15 protein-coding genes and 1 pseudogene are annotated in these 14087 nt (G+C 41.6%); 8 read left to right on the top strand and 8 right to left on the bottom strand.

The window, feature by feature from the left end; translation table 11 throughout:
* The first annotated feature begins 87 nt into the window (after window positions 1-87).
* Window positions 88-249, top strand: coding sequence for a hypothetical protein (locus BA70_RS21025; RefSeq protein WP_239646709.1), 162 nt, complete (start codon window positions 88-90; stop codon window positions 247-249).
* Here the strand turns inward: BA70_RS21025 and BA70_RS20715 are convergent.
* The 4 genes and pseudogenes from BA70_RS20715 to BA70_RS18285 all read right to left on the bottom strand — a co-directional run.
* Window positions 219-320, bottom strand: a pseudogene (locus tag BA70_RS20715) (1,4-dihydroxy-2-naphthoate polyprenyltransferase); the annotation flags it as partial. The gene BA70_RS21025 and the pseudogene BA70_RS20715 sit on opposite strands and share 31 nt — an antisense overlap.
* 103 nt (window positions 321-423) lie before the next feature.
* On the bottom strand, window positions 424-900 hold the full coding sequence (locus tag BA70_RS18295; protein ID WP_034325148.1) for a TspO/MBR family protein: 477 nt from the start codon (window positions 898-900) through the stop codon (window positions 424-426).
* A gap of 86 nt (window positions 901-986) precedes the next feature.
* Window positions 987-1721, bottom strand: coding sequence for a TraR/DksA C4-type zinc finger protein (locus BA70_RS18290; RefSeq protein ID WP_034325147.1), 735 nt, complete (start codon window positions 1719-1721; stop codon window positions 987-989).
* 117 nt (window positions 1722-1838) lie between these two features.
* Window positions 1839-2777, bottom strand: a complete 939-nt coding sequence (locus BA70_RS18285) for a 1,4-dihydroxy-2-naphthoate polyprenyltransferase (RefSeq protein ID WP_034325146.1) — start codon at window positions 2775-2777, stop codon at window positions 1839-1841.
* Between the two features lie 380 nt (window positions 2778-3157).
* On the opposite strand from BA70_RS18285, the gene BA70_RS18280 reads away from it, so the two are divergent.
* From BA70_RS18280 to menC, 6 genes are all read left to right on the top strand, one after another.
* Window positions 3158-4576, top strand: coding sequence for an isochorismate synthase (locus tag BA70_RS18280; RefSeq protein ID WP_034325145.1), 1419 nt, complete (start codon window positions 3158-3160; stop codon window positions 4574-4576).
* Entirely contained in the window at window positions 4569-6311 is a 1743-nt protein-coding gene (gene menD / locus BA70_RS18275) for a 2-succinyl-5-enolpyruvyl-6-hydroxy-3-cyclohexene-1-carboxylic-acid synthase (protein ID WP_034325144.1), read from the top strand. The genes BA70_RS18280 and menD overlap by 8 nt, the downstream gene beginning before the upstream one ends.
* Window positions 6296-7123, top strand: coding sequence for a 2-succinyl-6-hydroxy-2,4-cyclohexadiene-1-carboxylate synthase (menH, locus tag BA70_RS18270; protein WP_034325143.1), 828 nt, complete (start codon window positions 6296-6298; stop codon window positions 7121-7123). The genes menD and menH overlap by 16 nt, the downstream gene beginning before the upstream one ends.
* Before the next feature lie 14 nt (window positions 7124-7137).
* Window positions 7138-7956: a 1,4-dihydroxy-2-naphthoyl-CoA synthase gene (gene menB / locus BA70_RS18265; protein WP_034325142.1), complete on the top strand. Its 819-nt coding sequence runs from the start codon at window positions 7138-7140 to the stop codon at window positions 7954-7956.
* Window positions 7957-8026: 70 nt separating this feature from the next.
* A complete protein-coding gene (locus tag BA70_RS18260; protein ID WP_034325141.1) occupies window positions 8027-9478 on the top strand; it encodes an o-succinylbenzoate--CoA ligase in 1452 nt (483 codons plus the stop codon).
* Window positions 9475-10599 carry an o-succinylbenzoate synthase gene (gene menC / locus BA70_RS18255; protein WP_034325140.1) on the top strand — a complete coding sequence of 375 codons (1125 nt, stop codon included), beginning with the start codon at window positions 9475-9477 and terminating at the stop codon, window positions 10597-10599. The genes BA70_RS18260 and menC overlap by 4 nt, the downstream gene beginning before the upstream one ends.
* Window positions 10600-10705: 106 nt before the next feature.
* Here menC and BA70_RS18250 read toward each other — a convergent pair whose 3' ends face one another.
* The 4 genes from BA70_RS18250 to BA70_RS18240 form a co-directional block, all read right to left on the bottom strand.
* Window positions 10706-10897, bottom strand: coding sequence for a hypothetical protein (locus BA70_RS18250; RefSeq protein ID WP_034325139.1), 192 nt, complete (start codon window positions 10895-10897; stop codon window positions 10706-10708).
* Window positions 10898-10922: 25 nt separating this feature from the next.
* Window positions 10923-11081, bottom strand: coding sequence for a DUF1540 domain-containing protein (locus BA70_RS19780; protein ID WP_008360682.1), 159 nt, complete (start codon window positions 11079-11081; stop codon window positions 10923-10925).
* Window positions 11082-11153: 72 nt separating this feature from the next.
* Window positions 11154-12200 carry a cytochrome d ubiquinol oxidase subunit II gene (locus BA70_RS18245; protein WP_189318114.1) on the bottom strand — a complete coding sequence of 349 codons (1047 nt, stop codon included), beginning with the start codon at window positions 12198-12200 and terminating at the stop codon, window positions 11154-11156.
* A 22-nt stretch (window positions 12201-12222) separates the two neighbouring features.
* Window positions 12223-13554 carry a cytochrome ubiquinol oxidase subunit I gene (locus BA70_RS18240; protein WP_034325137.1) on the bottom strand — a complete coding sequence of 444 codons (1332 nt, stop codon included), beginning with the start codon at window positions 13552-13554 and terminating at the stop codon, window positions 12223-12225.
* Window positions 13555-13730: 176 nt separating this feature from the next.
* On the opposite strand from BA70_RS18240, the gene BA70_RS18235 reads away from it, so the two are divergent.
* The gene (locus BA70_RS18235; RefSeq protein ID WP_034325136.1) at window positions 13731-13973 is read left to right on the top strand and encodes a type B 50S ribosomal protein L31; all 243 of its coding nucleotides are present in this window, start codon (window positions 13731-13733) and stop codon (window positions 13971-13973) included.
* Window positions 13974-14087 lie beyond the last annotated feature (114 nt).

Below are 14087 nucleotides of genomic sequence, written 5' to 3'. Positions count from 1 at the left end.
CAAATTCAAAATAAATGTTACCGTCATTGTCATTTGCGAAATGGTAATTAAAATGAAGAGTTGATTATCGATGCGTATGATTCTTTATTGAAAGATCAAGCATTACAGCAGCATCTATTGCCTGATATGGTGATTCGTTTTGGACCGATGCCTGTGTCTAAGCCTTTATTCAAGTGGTTGGAAAAGCATGCAGAAGTGAAGCAGATTGTCGTAGATGCTGATTGCTCATTGTCCAACCCGCGAACATAGTCAAAATACTCATTAAACATGTTCGTTGCGATTTGGATAAACATAGATGCAAATAGCATAGCTAAAAATAGCCACGGGTTCGAATCCCGTACGGGTCATTTTGAAAAGAGATCTATGAAAGATCTCTTTTTTCTTTTTATCAAAACGAAAGACCGCCATTATCGCGGTCTTTTTTTACATATTCATGGAATAGATCATATAAGACAAATATGTCGCAAAGAATCCCCATAAGACATAAGGGATCATTAATATAGAAACGACTTTACTGAGCTTTCGTGAGACGATGACAAGTGCGAGTGCTGTCAGTGCAACAAGCAGACAGTCAATGGTAGCGGCAAACAAATCTTTTTGTGTAAATTGAAAAAAGCTAAAGGCTTGATTGAACACGTAATTTAAAAGAAAAAGAATCCAAAACGGTAAAGTGATTTTTTGAAATCCGTACTTCCCATAAATAATCGCTGCAGACAACGAGATGAGAGCAAATAAGACAGCCCAGACAGCTCCAATCACGCCCCCACTAGGTGTCCATTCCGGTTTGTTTAATGCATCATACCATTCTCTGTCGATAGGGAACAAGAACCCTGCAATAGAGAATAGAGCATATGTAATAAAGAAGACGATAATCGCCCAAATGATACTTTTTCTAGCCATCAAGAATCTCCTCCAATCAAATTCACTCTTAAAGTGATTTCCCAATTATTACATGATATAAACATAAAGCCCCCAATATGAGGGGACTATTGATTTTTTTCTGTATAAGGTTCTTCTTCGTATGGCTTCAAGTCACCAAACACCGTCATGACGCCTTCTTCATCTAATGCATCTTCATAAGCTTCGTGTGCTTTATTTGGATACACCTTGCTTGCTTTGCCTTCGATATCAGCAGCCGCGAATCCTTCATAGTCTTCAACATAATCTTCATCTTCTGATTGTGTATACACATCATCGTAAGTTTGCGGAGGAAATTCCATATCGGACGGGGTATCAGAGTTGCCGTAGCGTTCTACGTCTTGATATGCATCTTCTCCATCGTAGGCAGCACTTTCTTCATTTTCAAATTGTCCTGATGGCGGATTTAATAAATCCTCTTCAATGGGACGATTTTGTGAAACGGTCTGCTCTTTTGAATGCTCTAGGCATGTGACGGCGGTAGGCAAGGCTTCTAATCGTTCTTTAGGAATAGGGGCTTTACATACCTTACACACACCATATGAGCCGTCTGCGATTGCTTGGAGTGCTTCATTGATGTCTGACAAATGTTCATGTGCCAAACTGTTTAAGGCAATATCTTTTCCGCGCTCGAACAGTTCTGTTCCTTGGTCACCAGGATGGTTGTCATAGGCAGACAGTTCTCCGACTGCATCATAAGGAAATGATACTTTCTGTTCTTCGTCATGGCTATTGGCTTCAATTTCTTGTTTTTCATCGAGAAGTCGCTGCTTCAAATGATGTAATTCGTCTTTAGACAACAAAGCGATCATCCTTTCATATCAAACATATTGTTAGTATGAGCAATTTTGCATGTAAGACTAGTTCCAATTTGAAGCAATTCCTCATAAAAAAACGCCTGCGGCTGCAGGCGTTGGATATTACGCAATATAATATTGTAGTATTAATGCGATCGTTAACAGGAAACCGAAAAAAGTATTGGTTTGAGCTGTAGATTTCATCGCATTCATTAATTCAATTGGCTTTTCTTTTTGCTTAAACTCTTTAATGGCTGTATATGCTTTTGGCACACTGAGTAAAACAAGCAGACTCCAAAGACCAACGATATCTGTGAAGATATAAACAAAAATGAGTACATATGATACCAAAAACATAGAAAGTAGAATGTTCACTGCATTTTTACGTCCAGCAAGGATAGCAAGTGTTTTACGTCCATTTTCCTTGTCGCCGTCTAAATCCCGGATATTGTTCGACAGTAAGATGGCTCCAACTAAAATAGAAATCGGCAATGACACGAGAATAGCTTTTGACGTCAATGTGCCTGTTTGGATATAGAAACTAATGAGGATAATCCCTAATCCCATAAAAGCACCTGATACAAGTTCTCCAAATGGTGTATAAGCAATTGGTACAGGTCCACCGGTATAGAAATAACCTGCTGCCATACAAATAAGTCCTATAAGTGCAATCCACCAGCTAGACATCATGCAAATATAAACCCCAAGTAATAAAGAAAGCGCGAATAATGCATAGGCGAGGCTGAGAACTGTTTTTGGTTTCACACCATTTCTAACAATGGCGCCGCCGATGCCGACAGATTGCTCATTGTCCAACCCGCGAACATAGTCAAAATACTCATTAAACATGTTCGTTGCGATTTGGATAAACATAGATGCAAATAGCATAGCTAAAAATAGCCCAACATGTATTTGACCACTCGGAAGTGCTAGAACAGTTCCTAAAGTAACGGGAATAAATGCCGCTGTTAATGTATGCGGCCGTAGTAAATTCCACCAAATTCGCCAGTTTTTATCAGGCTTAATCGGTGAAAGCTGATCTGTTATCGATTGATGCTGCATAAAATATACTCCTTTAAATAAAAAAATACGTACACGTCCAAATTCCAGTTTAGCAAAGTTCAAAAGGGTGTCAATATATTGATGCGATGAAACCTGAAAAAGATGTTTGCTAATCGTTGCCATATAGAGAGAAGCTTGATCTTAGAACAGGTCCTGCCATTTTTCTTTAGATGCTCTCGTTTCGATAAGCGGGAGCGAAAAAATCTTGAAAGCGTGATATAATAAGGATTCGAGGTTTTAAAAGCTGTTTTCTTTACTAAGTTCATCTGTTAAGGTTTATAATAGAAAAACAGGTCATTCGACATACTCGAATGTTCATGTATTTTTTACATGATGGTTTTATTTTTTATGTTATTTCATGGATTTTGGAGGAATGTATCATGGTGACAACAGTGCAAAGTACTTTCCGGCAGGAAGCGCTTGCGACATTAGAAGAAGCGAATAACGTCAACCATGCTGTTTTGATAAGCTACTCCAGAAGAGTTGACGATCTAGATCCTCTTGCCTTTTTCCAAAGTGGCGAAGCGGATTTTTTAGGCGAGCGGTTTTTTTGGTCTGATCCAGAAAGCCAAATGATATTTTCTGGACTTGGCAGAGCGGCCGTCATTAAATCATCTGAGCAAGGCAAGGAACGATTCGATACAGTTCATCATGAATGGGAACAGCTAAAACAGCACATGTTCCATTTTCATGATGAGAAGGAGCTAAAGCAAGCAGCTGTTGGTCCGCTTTTATTTGGAGGATTTTCATTTGATCCGTATGAAAAGAAGGCGCGTCACTGGGAAGCGTTTGGCGAGGCTCATTTTTTTGTGCCATCTATGATGCTGACTGTCTCCAAAGAAGGCACGTTTCTTACGATCAATGAATGGAAGCAGGTGGACGGGAATGTTCATCAGCTCATTCAAGAGGTAGAACAGAAAGCCTCTCGTTTCGAGACATTACCGGTACGAACTGATGGACAAGCTGAGCTAGTTCATATGGAAGAACTGGATGTGACGGAATGGATGAAGGCAATCCTTGAAGCGACAGAACACATTCGTGCGAACGAATATGAAAAGGTTGTTTTAGCAAGAGAAGTCTTGCTTCACTATAAAAATCAAATTGAACTTGCTCCACTATTAGCAGAATTATTAAAGCACCAAACGACGAGTTACGTATTTGCTATAGAACAGGGAAGACAAGCGTTTGTCGGAGCTACGCCGGAACGTTTAGTCAAAAAAAGCGGTGAAGAAGTCTTTTCATCTTGCTTAGCAGGTTCTATTGTACGTGGGAAAGATGAAACCGAAGATCAAGCATTGGGTGAGGAACTGCTTCACGATGAGAAAAATTTGATTGAACATCAAATTGTCGTCAATATGATTGAGCAAGCATTTGAGGCAAACTGCCATCACGTGCATAAACCTAATCAACCAAGTCTTTATAAAACAAAAAACATTCAGCATTTATTTACACCGATTGTAGGAGAAATCAAAAGCAGCTGTTCCCTCTTTTCATTAATAGAGCAGCTCCATCCAACGCCGGCATTAGGAGGATATCCGAAGGAAAAGGCGGTTGAGGTGATCCGTGAAATCGAACCGTTGAAACGTGGTTGGTATGCCGCACCGGTTGGCTGGATTGATTCTCAGGACAATGGAGAATTTGCTGTGGCGATTCGGTCAGGTCTTATTGAGGAAGACCATGTTCGTTTGTTCGCAGGCTGCGGAATTGTCGAGGATTCCCTTGCAAAGCAGGAGTACGAGGAAACGCAAGTGAAATTAAGACCAATGCTGTCTGCTCTTGGAGGTCGTCCTATTGAATAATCAAATCATGACAACATATATTGGCAGATTGATGGATGAATTTGTACAAGGTGGTGTGAAGGAGGCGGTTGTCTGTCCTGGTTCTCGTTCAACCCCGCTTGCGATGCTGGCTCTTGCCCATCAAGACATCAATGTCCATGTGTTAGTGGATGAACGATCTGCTGCTTTTTATGCGCTTGGTCTTGCGAAAGCGAGTCAAAAACCAGTGCTGCTCATTTGTACATCAGGTACGGCAGCTGCTAACTTTTACCCAGCCATTGTAGAGGCGCATTATTCAAGGGTACCACTCATTGTTTTAACTGCTGATCGGCCGCACGAATTGAGGGAAGTTGGGGCACCTCAAGCGATTGATCAGCAATTCTTATTCGGTAAGTTTGTTAAATGGTTCACAGACTTAGCATTGCCTGAAGAAAGTCAAACGATGCTTCGGTATGTACAGACTGCTGCCGCTAGAGCAAGTCACATCTCAATGCAGGAGCCAAAGGGACCTGTTCAGGTCAATGTGCCACTGAGAGAACCGTTGCTTCCTGATCTGGCCATTGATCCTTTTCATAGAGAAGCAACAGACACGAAAAAGGTATTATCAGCAGGTCACGCTTTCCCAAATGATCATGTCATGTCTGAATTAGTGACAATCATGAACCAATCTACAAGAGGGCTGATTGTTGCTGGTGAACTTCATACGAAGGAAGAGCAAGAGGCAGTGTTACGTCTTTCGAAAGCCTTGCATGTTCCCATTTTAGCTGACCCGCTTTCTCATTTGCGAAATGGGCATGAAAATGAAGAGTTGATTATCGATGCGTATGATTCTTTATTGAAAGATCAAGCATTACAGCAGCATCTATTGCCTGATATGGTGATTCGTTTTGGACCGATGCCTGTGTCTAAGCCTTTATTCAAGTGGTTGGAAAAGCATGCAGAAGTGAAGCAGATTGTCGTAGATGCTGGCGGAGGTTTTCGAGATCCTGGATTAAGTGCATCATACGTGATTGAAAGTCATGTGGCTACTTTTGTAGATGAAGTCTTAAATAGAGCGGATCAACGTGAGGATACAAATTACTTAAACTGCTGGCAGAGTGTCAATTCTTCTTTTAGAACGCATGCAGCCCAATATTCTGATGAGGACCTGACATTCGAGGGAAATGTGTATCGTCAGCTTCAGCACCTCTTGCCAAAGGAGAGTGTGCTTTTTATCGGAAATAGTATGCCGATTCGTGATGTGGATACATTTTTTGAAACTCAGTCGAAATCTTTTCGTATGCTGGCGAATCGCGGGGCAAATGGCATTGATGGCGTTGTGTCCACAGCACTCGGAACGTATGCGGCTCTGAAACAACCGATTACCTTGGTCATTGGAGACTTGTCTTTTTACCATGATATGAATGGGCTTCTTGCTGCTAAGTTGATGGAAATTCCACTGACGGTTGTTTTGTTAAACAATGATGGTGGAGGAATCTTTTCTTTCCTTCCGCAGGCATCTGATGAGCCGTATTATGAGAAACTCTTCGGTACGCCGACTGGGCTGAATTTTGAGTATGCATCGAAGCTGTATGGGGGAACCTATTCGAAGCCAACAACGAAGCAAGAATTACACGATGTGTACATGTCGCATATCCATGAGCCTGGGCTTCATTTAATTGAAATTGAAACAGACCGGCATTCCCGTGTAGGCAAGCACCGCCAGATGATGGATGAGATTTTAGGAGAAGTGAAAAAAGAATGTCTTCTCTCATAATACGAATGCGTGATGGTGTTGCGTATGAGGTGGTGGATCAAAACCGATCGGCTGAGAATGCCACGTTATGTTTACATGGATTTACAGGTAGTGCCGCCTCTTGGCAGTTTCTGAATGCTTATACGGAGAATACAAGATTGATTCAGGTCAGCTTGCTTGGGCATGGCCGCACGGACTCACCAAAAAGCGTGAGAAGATATGCGATGTCGCAGCAGCTGACAGATCTTGCTGAAATTTTAGATCAATTAAAGCTTCACAAAGTGAATATTCTCGGATATTCTATGGGAGGGCGTATTGCTTTATCGTTTACCTCCCGTTATCCAGAACGTGTAAACAAACTGATCCTTGAGAGTGCGTCTCCAGGGCTTCGTTCTTTCAAGGAGCGGATGACAAGGCTAAAGCATGATCATCAGCTGGCTCAAAAGATTAGACATGAAGGCTTAACTCAGTTTGTGGATTTTTGGGAGAACATTCCGCTGTTTGCTTCGCAGAAATCCTTACCAGCAGGCAGACTGGCTCAACTGAGAGAGGGAAGGCTAAAATCCAATCCCCTTGGGCTAGCTCGCAGCCTAGAAGGCATAGGAACAGGTTCACAGCCGTCTATGTGGCAGGCACTAAAGCATATTAAACTGCCTGTTTTGTTCATATGCGGAACGCTTGATGAAAAGTTCTGTCATATCGCCAAATGTATGCAGCAGGAGCTTGAAGGTAGTCAATTAACATTGGCAGAGCATGCTGGGCATACAGTTCATGTGGAACAGCCACATTTTTTTGGTAAAATAGTAAGTGAGTTTATTTTAGCGCAAGATTAAAGGAGGAAATATTGATGGCTATTGAATGGCAAACTGAGCGTCAGTATGACGAAATTTTATATGAAACGTATCATGGGATTGCAAAGATCACCATTAACCGTCCACATGTACATAACGCGTTTACACCAAAGACCGTCAGTGAATTAATTGATGCATTTTCACGCGCTCGTGATAATTCTGATGTTGGCGTGATCGTACTTGCAGGTGCTGGAGGTAAAGCATTCTGTTCTGGTGGAGACCAAAAAGTACGCGGCCATGGCGGCTATGTAGGAGACGATCAAATTCCGCGTCTCAACGTATTAGACTTACAGCGTTTGATTCGTGTCATTCCAAAACCAGTCATTGCGATGGTTGCAGGTTATGCGATTGGCGGGGGACATGTTCTTCATATCGTTTGTGATCTGACCATTGCAGCAGACAATGCCATTTTTGGACAAACAGGACCAAAAGTAGGCAGCTTTGATGCTGGTTATGGCTCAGGCTATCTTGCACGTATTGTTGGTCATAAGAAAGCGAGAGAAATCTGGTACTTATGCCGTCAATACAATGCACAAGAAGCGCTTGATATGGGACTTGTCAACACAGTTGTACCATTAGAGCAGCTTGAAGAAGAAACAGTGAAGTGGTGTGGGGAAATGCTAGAAAAGAGCCCGACTGCTTTACGATTCTTGAAGGCTGCATTTAATGCAGATACGGATGGATTAGCTGGGATTCAGCAATTTGCAGGGGATGCGACACTTCTTTATTACACAACAGATGAAGCAAAAGAAGGACGCGATTCCTTTAAGGAAAAACGCAAGCCGGATTTCGGTCAGTTCCCGCGTTTCCCTTGATTCAATGATATGAATGAAAACAGCTTAGTGCATCAGACTAAGCTGTTTTCTTTTACGAAAAGGAGGTGTCATGATGAAGCAACCCAATTGGCTGCTGCACCGTGCCTATTTAACGCCAGACCGAGTCGCGCTCATTTATCAAGATAAAAAGTGGACATTTCGCGAATTAGCCTTTGAAGTAGATGAGCTTTCAAATAGACTTGCACGTACATCACTGAAAAAAGGGGAGACGGTTGCGCTTTTGATGAACAATCATCCTCAAATGGTGATGCTTGTTCATGCTTGTTTTTTATTAGGATTAAAAATCGTGCTATTGAACAATAAGTTAACAAAAGTTGAAAGGCTCTATCAGCTTGAAGATGCAAAAACAGCGGCTTTATTAACAGAACCTGTTTATGCAAATGATCATGATGGTGATTTACCTGTTTATACAATTGAAACTTTGCCTGAAGCTGATCAAGATCATAAAAAGAAAATCGAGAAAGACTTTGATTTGAATGAAACAGCGACCATCATGTATACATCTGGAACGACAGGGCGTCCAAAAGGGGTGGAGCAAACGTTTGGCAATCATTTTCATAGTGCAGTTTCCTCTGCACTGAATGTAGGCCTCAGAGAGGACGACCGCTGGCTTATTGCGCTGCCCCTTTTTCATATAAGCGGCTTATCAGCTCTATTTAAATCTGTTATATACGGCATGACCGTCGTGCTTCATCAAAAATTTGATGTCGATGAGGTAAAGGCTTCAATTGAACAGCATCGTGTGACGATGATTTCAGTTGTTCAAACGATGTTATCCTGTTTATTAAGTAGGTTAGAAGAATGTCCGTCTTCTTTACGCTGTCTTTTATTAGGCGGAGGGCCCGCGCCTTATGCCATGCTTCAAGAGAGCAAAGAGAAGGGCTTTCCTGTGTTTCAATCGTACGGTATGACGGAAACCTGCTCACAAATTGTGACACTTGCGCCTGAATTTAGTGTAGAAAAGCTTGGATCGGCGGGAAAACCTCTATTTGGGTGTGAACTGAAGATTCAAGATGGTCAACGCACTTGTCGACCTTTTGAGCATGGTGAAATCATGGTTAAAGGTGCAAATGTAATGAAAGGATACCTACACCGTGAAGAAGAAACCGCTGCTGCCTTTGATCAAGGCTGGCTGAAAACAGGTGATATTGGATATGTGGATGAGGAAGGGTTTTTATTTGTGCTCGACCGACGTTCAGATTTAATTATTTCTGGTGGAGAGAATATTTATCCTGCAGAAATTGAAGCGGTTCTCTTAACACATCCGTATGTAAAGGAAGCCGGAGTGACGGGTATGTATGATGATAGATGGGGAGAGGTACCTGCTGCCTTTCTTGTGACAGACCATAAGATACCTGAGAATGAGCTCTATGCTTTATGTCAGTCGCATTTAGCCAAGTATAAATGGCCAGCTGTTTTTCAATTTGTGGACGAGCTGCCAAGAAATGCGTCGAATAAATTGCAGAGGCACAGACTCAAGTCAAAGGGGTTTTTGAGATGATTCAAATTGAACGAGTGATATTATATCATGTCACGATGAAGCTCAAGCAGCCATTTACAACAAGTTTAGGAACAATCTCAGAGCGTGAGTTTATTATTGTCGAGGTAAAAGATCAAACAGGATTGACTGGGTGGGGAGAGGTGTCTGCCTTCTCTTCCCCGTGGTATACAGAAGAAACAATCGAAACCTGTTATCACATGCTAAGGGCTTTCTTTATTCCGAATGTGCTGACGCGTTCTTTTACACATCCTTCAGAAATTCCAGATAGCCTATATCACTTTAAAGGCAATAGAATGGCCAAAGCGGGAATTGAAGCGGCTGTTTGGGATATTTATGCGAAGCGTGAGAATAAGTCCTTACGCGACGTATTAGGCGGCAAAAAAGAGAGAATTCCATCTGGTGTTGTGGCGGGTTTAGGACCCATTGATGAAATGCTTCAGCAAATTCAGCAATATGTTGACCAAGGCTACCAGCGTGTGAAGGTGAAGATTAAGCCGGGACAAGATATTGGACTTCTTCAAAAGATACGAGAGTCTTTTCCTGATCTTCCGTTAATGGCGGATGCAAACTCTGCCTATGAATTAAAGGATATTAGCAAACTGAAGCAGCTCGATGACATTCGTTTATTAATGATTGAACAGCCTTTAGCTGCTGATGATATTGTGGATCATCGTCATTTGCAAAAGCATTTAAAAACACCTATTTGCTTGGACGAAAGTATTTGTTCTTTAGACGATGCCCGAAAGGCTATAGAACTAGGCAGCTGTCAAATTATTAATGTGAAGCCTTCACGAGTTGGCGGGCTGACAGAAGCACTTAAAATTCATGCGTTTTGTAAGGAGCATCAAGTTCCTTTATGGTGTGGGGGGATGATTGAAACAGGCATTTCTCGCGCGCAGAACGTGGCACTTGCTTCGCTTCCGCAATTTACAATCCCAGGTGATATTTCAGCTTCGTCAAAATACTGGGAGCAGGATATCATTTTTCCTGAAATCAAAGTTGAAAATGGGTTTATTGAGGTGCCTCGTTCTCCAGGAATGGGTGTGGAAGTTGATTATCAAGCGCTCCGTTCTTTTTCAGATAAAATTGACGTATTTACAAAACATGATTTTGTGAAATGAAAACGAGATTATCACCTTTTGCACATCCAATAGAAAATATGTATAGTGGGGGAAAGTTTTTCCTTCCTGTCTGAACAAAAAAGAAAGAGCGGTGATCCGCTCTTTCTTACTCTTCTACCAGCTCGCTGTCGTAAGCAAGCTGTCCAATATACTGATGCATCTCATGAGGCATGTTTGTTACATGACCATATTCATCATCCCAAAGGTTTAAAAAGGAGTGAGCTGCCTGATAAAATGTGGCTTCGTCCGCGTCATGAATATCGTCAAAAAACGTTTGAAGCAGCCGATCGTGTTTCAAAGTGAAGCGCCTCCTTTAATGAGACTTAAAGATCTTGAGGTTTAAACGTTTTACAGTCAGTTTCTTCACTTTTCTCAGCCGTATTTCCTGTATGGCTGACGACATAGATTGCATCTGCACCACAGCGATTTCCAGCATTCCAATAGGAACAGTTGTTTACTTCACAAAGGATTTTTTGACTCATACAGATGACCTCCTTTTGAGTATGTCTTTCTTTCTTTTATAATGTAACCGAAATGAACGTCGTCCATTCATGTTAATCTTCCTGACGTATATAACGCTTATCCTTCATAAATAATTTCCAGAAGAAATAGAACCCAGGAAATAAGATGATAAAACCTACAATATACGTAATAAATAATGCCCTAAATGTGACAGGGTCTGTAAATCCAGACATGATTGTAATATCTGGATAAGCCATATAGGGCAAATGTGCACGTCCATACACATAGCTTGCTAAGAAATATTGAATGGTAATCGCAATGACGGCTAAACGTGGTCTCCCTCTCCGATGCTTAAATCGGCTGTTTGGTATAAATAGGGCCAATCCTGCAAGCAAAAACATGAGCAGGGAAACAATCAGAATGGGGATGTTCTCCATCATTTTTGAAAACAGCCAATTGGCCTCGCTTCGAAGAGTCAGCATGATAAAGAAGGCCATCATGAGAGAAAGCGGACCAGTAATGAGAGCACCTCTTCTATAAATGCTGTAGGCTTCATCTTCATCTGCCACATTAGAGAAATCAGCTAAAAGCAAAGACGAGAGAAAAAGGGTGCTGAAAATCGCAAAGCCCACGAAGGAATAGACATTTGCACTTGTAAAGACCAGTCCTAAATCTAACGAGTAGATGTTGTTCTCCTGAAAGATAAACCCACCATGGGTAATCGGAAGAACCATGATGAGGATGGACGGAATGATAAAGCCGCTAATCCCTGAAATGTATGTGACGGCTTTCCGGTATTTTTTAGGCAGTGAATGAGAAAATACGAGAAACCCGCTTCGCAGTGCAAGAAGCAATAAAATGATGCTGCCTGGTATTAATAAAACGGTGCCAAGTACAAAGGTCGCACCTGGAAACAGGCTAAACAAAGCGACGACGATGGCCACAATGAATACGTTTGTCACTTCCCATGTTGGAGAGAGATACTTATTTGCGATATTAGCAGCCTTTGTTTGCTCTCTATTCATATAAATCATCGACCAAAATCCTGCGCCGAAATCCATTGATGCCATCACTGCGTAGATAAAAACGAATCCCCATAAGATGGTGATTGCAATGAGCGCATCAGTTGTAACATCCATTTGCATCAAGATCGCTCCCTTTTTAAGATTCTGTTAACCGTAGGTCTTCTTCAATTGAATGTTTTCTAAAGTAGTACGTCAGTACAATAACGGTTGCTATGCCTAAAATGAGATAGACAATGGCAAAAAGAATGAAGAGTGTCCCAATAGAGCCTGATGACGTGACAACCTCTGAAGTTTTAAGCATTCGATAAATGACCCATGGCTGGCGGCCTGTACATGCAAAAATCCAGCCGAATTCAATGGCCAAGAGACTTAGTGGTCCGCCGAATAAGTAAAGAAAAAGGAGCCACTTCGGATAATGTTCACGTTTTAAAATTTTACGATAGAACAGTGCTAACATAGCAAATAGAATGAGCACTGATCCAATAATGACCATGCCGTTAAATAACGTGTGAATAAATAAAGGCGGCCACTCGTCACGAGGAAAATCATTTAAGCCTTTGACCACCGTATCAAAGCTATTTCCTGCCAGAAAACTAAGGGCCCATGGGATTTCAATCGCACCTTTAATTTCCTGCGAATCGGCATCAGTAAAACCACCTATTGCAAGAGGCGCATGTGATTGCGTTTCAAATAAACCTTCTGCACCCGCTAACTTTTCAGGCTGATATTCATACAGGAGCTGAGCGGATTCGTGACCGTTTAAGGCTGTAAGAAAAGAGAAAAGTCCACCTACAATGAGTCCAAGAAAAAGGGCTTTTCGATGAAACGAATAGAGCTTCTCGTTTTTTCTTGTTTTGAGCATTTTAAAAGCAGCCACTGAAGCAATCACAAAAGCACCTGTTGTAAAAGCAGACAGCACGACATGTGTAGCGGTCACAACAAAACTTGGATTGAAAAAGGCCTTCCAGGGCTCGATATTCGTGATTTCTCCATTGACCATCTGAAAGCCAGCAGGTGTTCCTTCAAAAGCATGTACGTTTGTAATCAGAATCGCTGAAGCGGCTGCGCCAATCACGACAAAAATTACGGTAATGATGCGCATAGCAGGTGAGAGGCGATCCGCTGCGTACACATAAATAGACATAAATAATGCTTCAATAAAGAAAGCATAGATTTCAATCTGAAATGGAAGTGACATGACCTTTCCGATAACCTCCATAAAACCTGGCCATAGTAGGGCAAGCTGCGTACCGGCAATGGTACCTGTTGGAATGGCAACGCCTAATAGGACAGCCTGTGCCTTTGTCCATCGCTTGGCCATGACGGCATAATGCGGGTCTTTCGTTTTTTGAAAGATGAGTTCAGCTAATAAAATCATTAGCGGGATGCCGACACCAAGCGAGGCATAAATAATATGAAAGCCCATTGTTGTGCCGAACAGGCTTCTAGCTAAAACGAGATCAGTCAATTTTTTCTCCGCCTTTCTTATCACTTCTCTTTTTCATGATGCTTATTATTCTCCACCATTTTTAGATTATTCTTCCTGGCTAAGAAAGCTTGTTTTTTGACAAGTTGTAAAAGAGGGAGTAGAATATAATCATAAAGCGTAATAATTACGTTTTGTTGCGAAAGGAGTTTTTGACATTGAAAAGAGATATTCATCCAACCTCACATGAAGTTGTATTTATGGACGTAAACAGCGGTTATCGCTTCTTGAGTAGATCAACAAAGACATCAAACGAAACTGTAGAGTGGGATGATGGGAAAACGTATCCTGTCATTAAGGTAGAAACAAGCTCTGATACGCATCCATTTTATACAGGACGCCAGAAATTCGGAGAAAGAGGCGGTAGAGCCGAACTATTTAAGAAAAAATACCAAATGTAAAAAAGAAGCACACCCTATAAAGGTGTGCTCAGGCTGTCGAGAAAATCTCGACAGCTTTATTTTTTTCCTTAAAGTTTCCATTCCCCCGTTTTATAATAGAGAAAAGCATACTAA

The sequence above is a fragment of the Bacillus zhangzhouensis genome (assembly GCF_000715205.1).
Lineage (GTDB): Bacteria > Bacillota > Bacilli > Bacillales > Bacillaceae > Bacillus > Bacillus zhangzhouensis.
Note: the sequence above shows the minus strand (reverse complement) of the source record. Positions and strands in the feature narration are given on the sequence as shown.

Bases quoted from the DNA above. Each gene is read 5' to 3' on its own strand.
- menB (WP_034325142.1), top strand. From the start codon at position 7,138: ATGGCTATTGAATGGCAAACTGAGCGTCAGTATGACGAAATTTTATAT.
- menC (WP_034325140.1), top strand. From the start codon at position 9,475: ATGATTCAAATTGAACGAGTGATATTATATCATGTCACGATGAAGCTC.
- BA70_RS18280 (WP_034325145.1), top strand. From the start codon at position 3,158: ATGGTGACAACAGTGCAAAGTACTTTCCGGCAGGAAGCGCTTGCGACA.
- BA70_RS18245 (WP_189318114.1), bottom strand. From the start codon at position 12,200: ATGGATGTTACAACTGATGCGCTCATTGCAATCACCATCTTATGGGGA.
- BA70_RS18260 (WP_034325141.1), top strand. From the start codon at position 8,027: ATGATGAAGCAACCCAATTGGCTGCTGCACCGTGCCTATTTAACGCCA.
- BA70_RS19780 (WP_008360682.1), bottom strand. From the start codon at position 11,081: ATGAGTCAAAAAATCCTTTGTGAAGTAAACAACTGTTCCTATTGGAAT.
- BA70_RS18295 (WP_034325148.1), bottom strand. From the start codon at position 900: ATGGCTAGAAAAAGTATCATTTGGGCGATTATCGTCTTCTTTATTACA.
- BA70_RS18285 (WP_034325146.1), bottom strand. From the start codon at position 2,777: ATGCAGCATCAATCGATAACAGATCAGCTTTCACCGATTAAGCCTGAT.
- menH (WP_034325143.1), top strand. From the start codon at position 6,296: ATGTCTTCTCTCATAATACGAATGCGTGATGGTGTTGCGTATGAGGTG.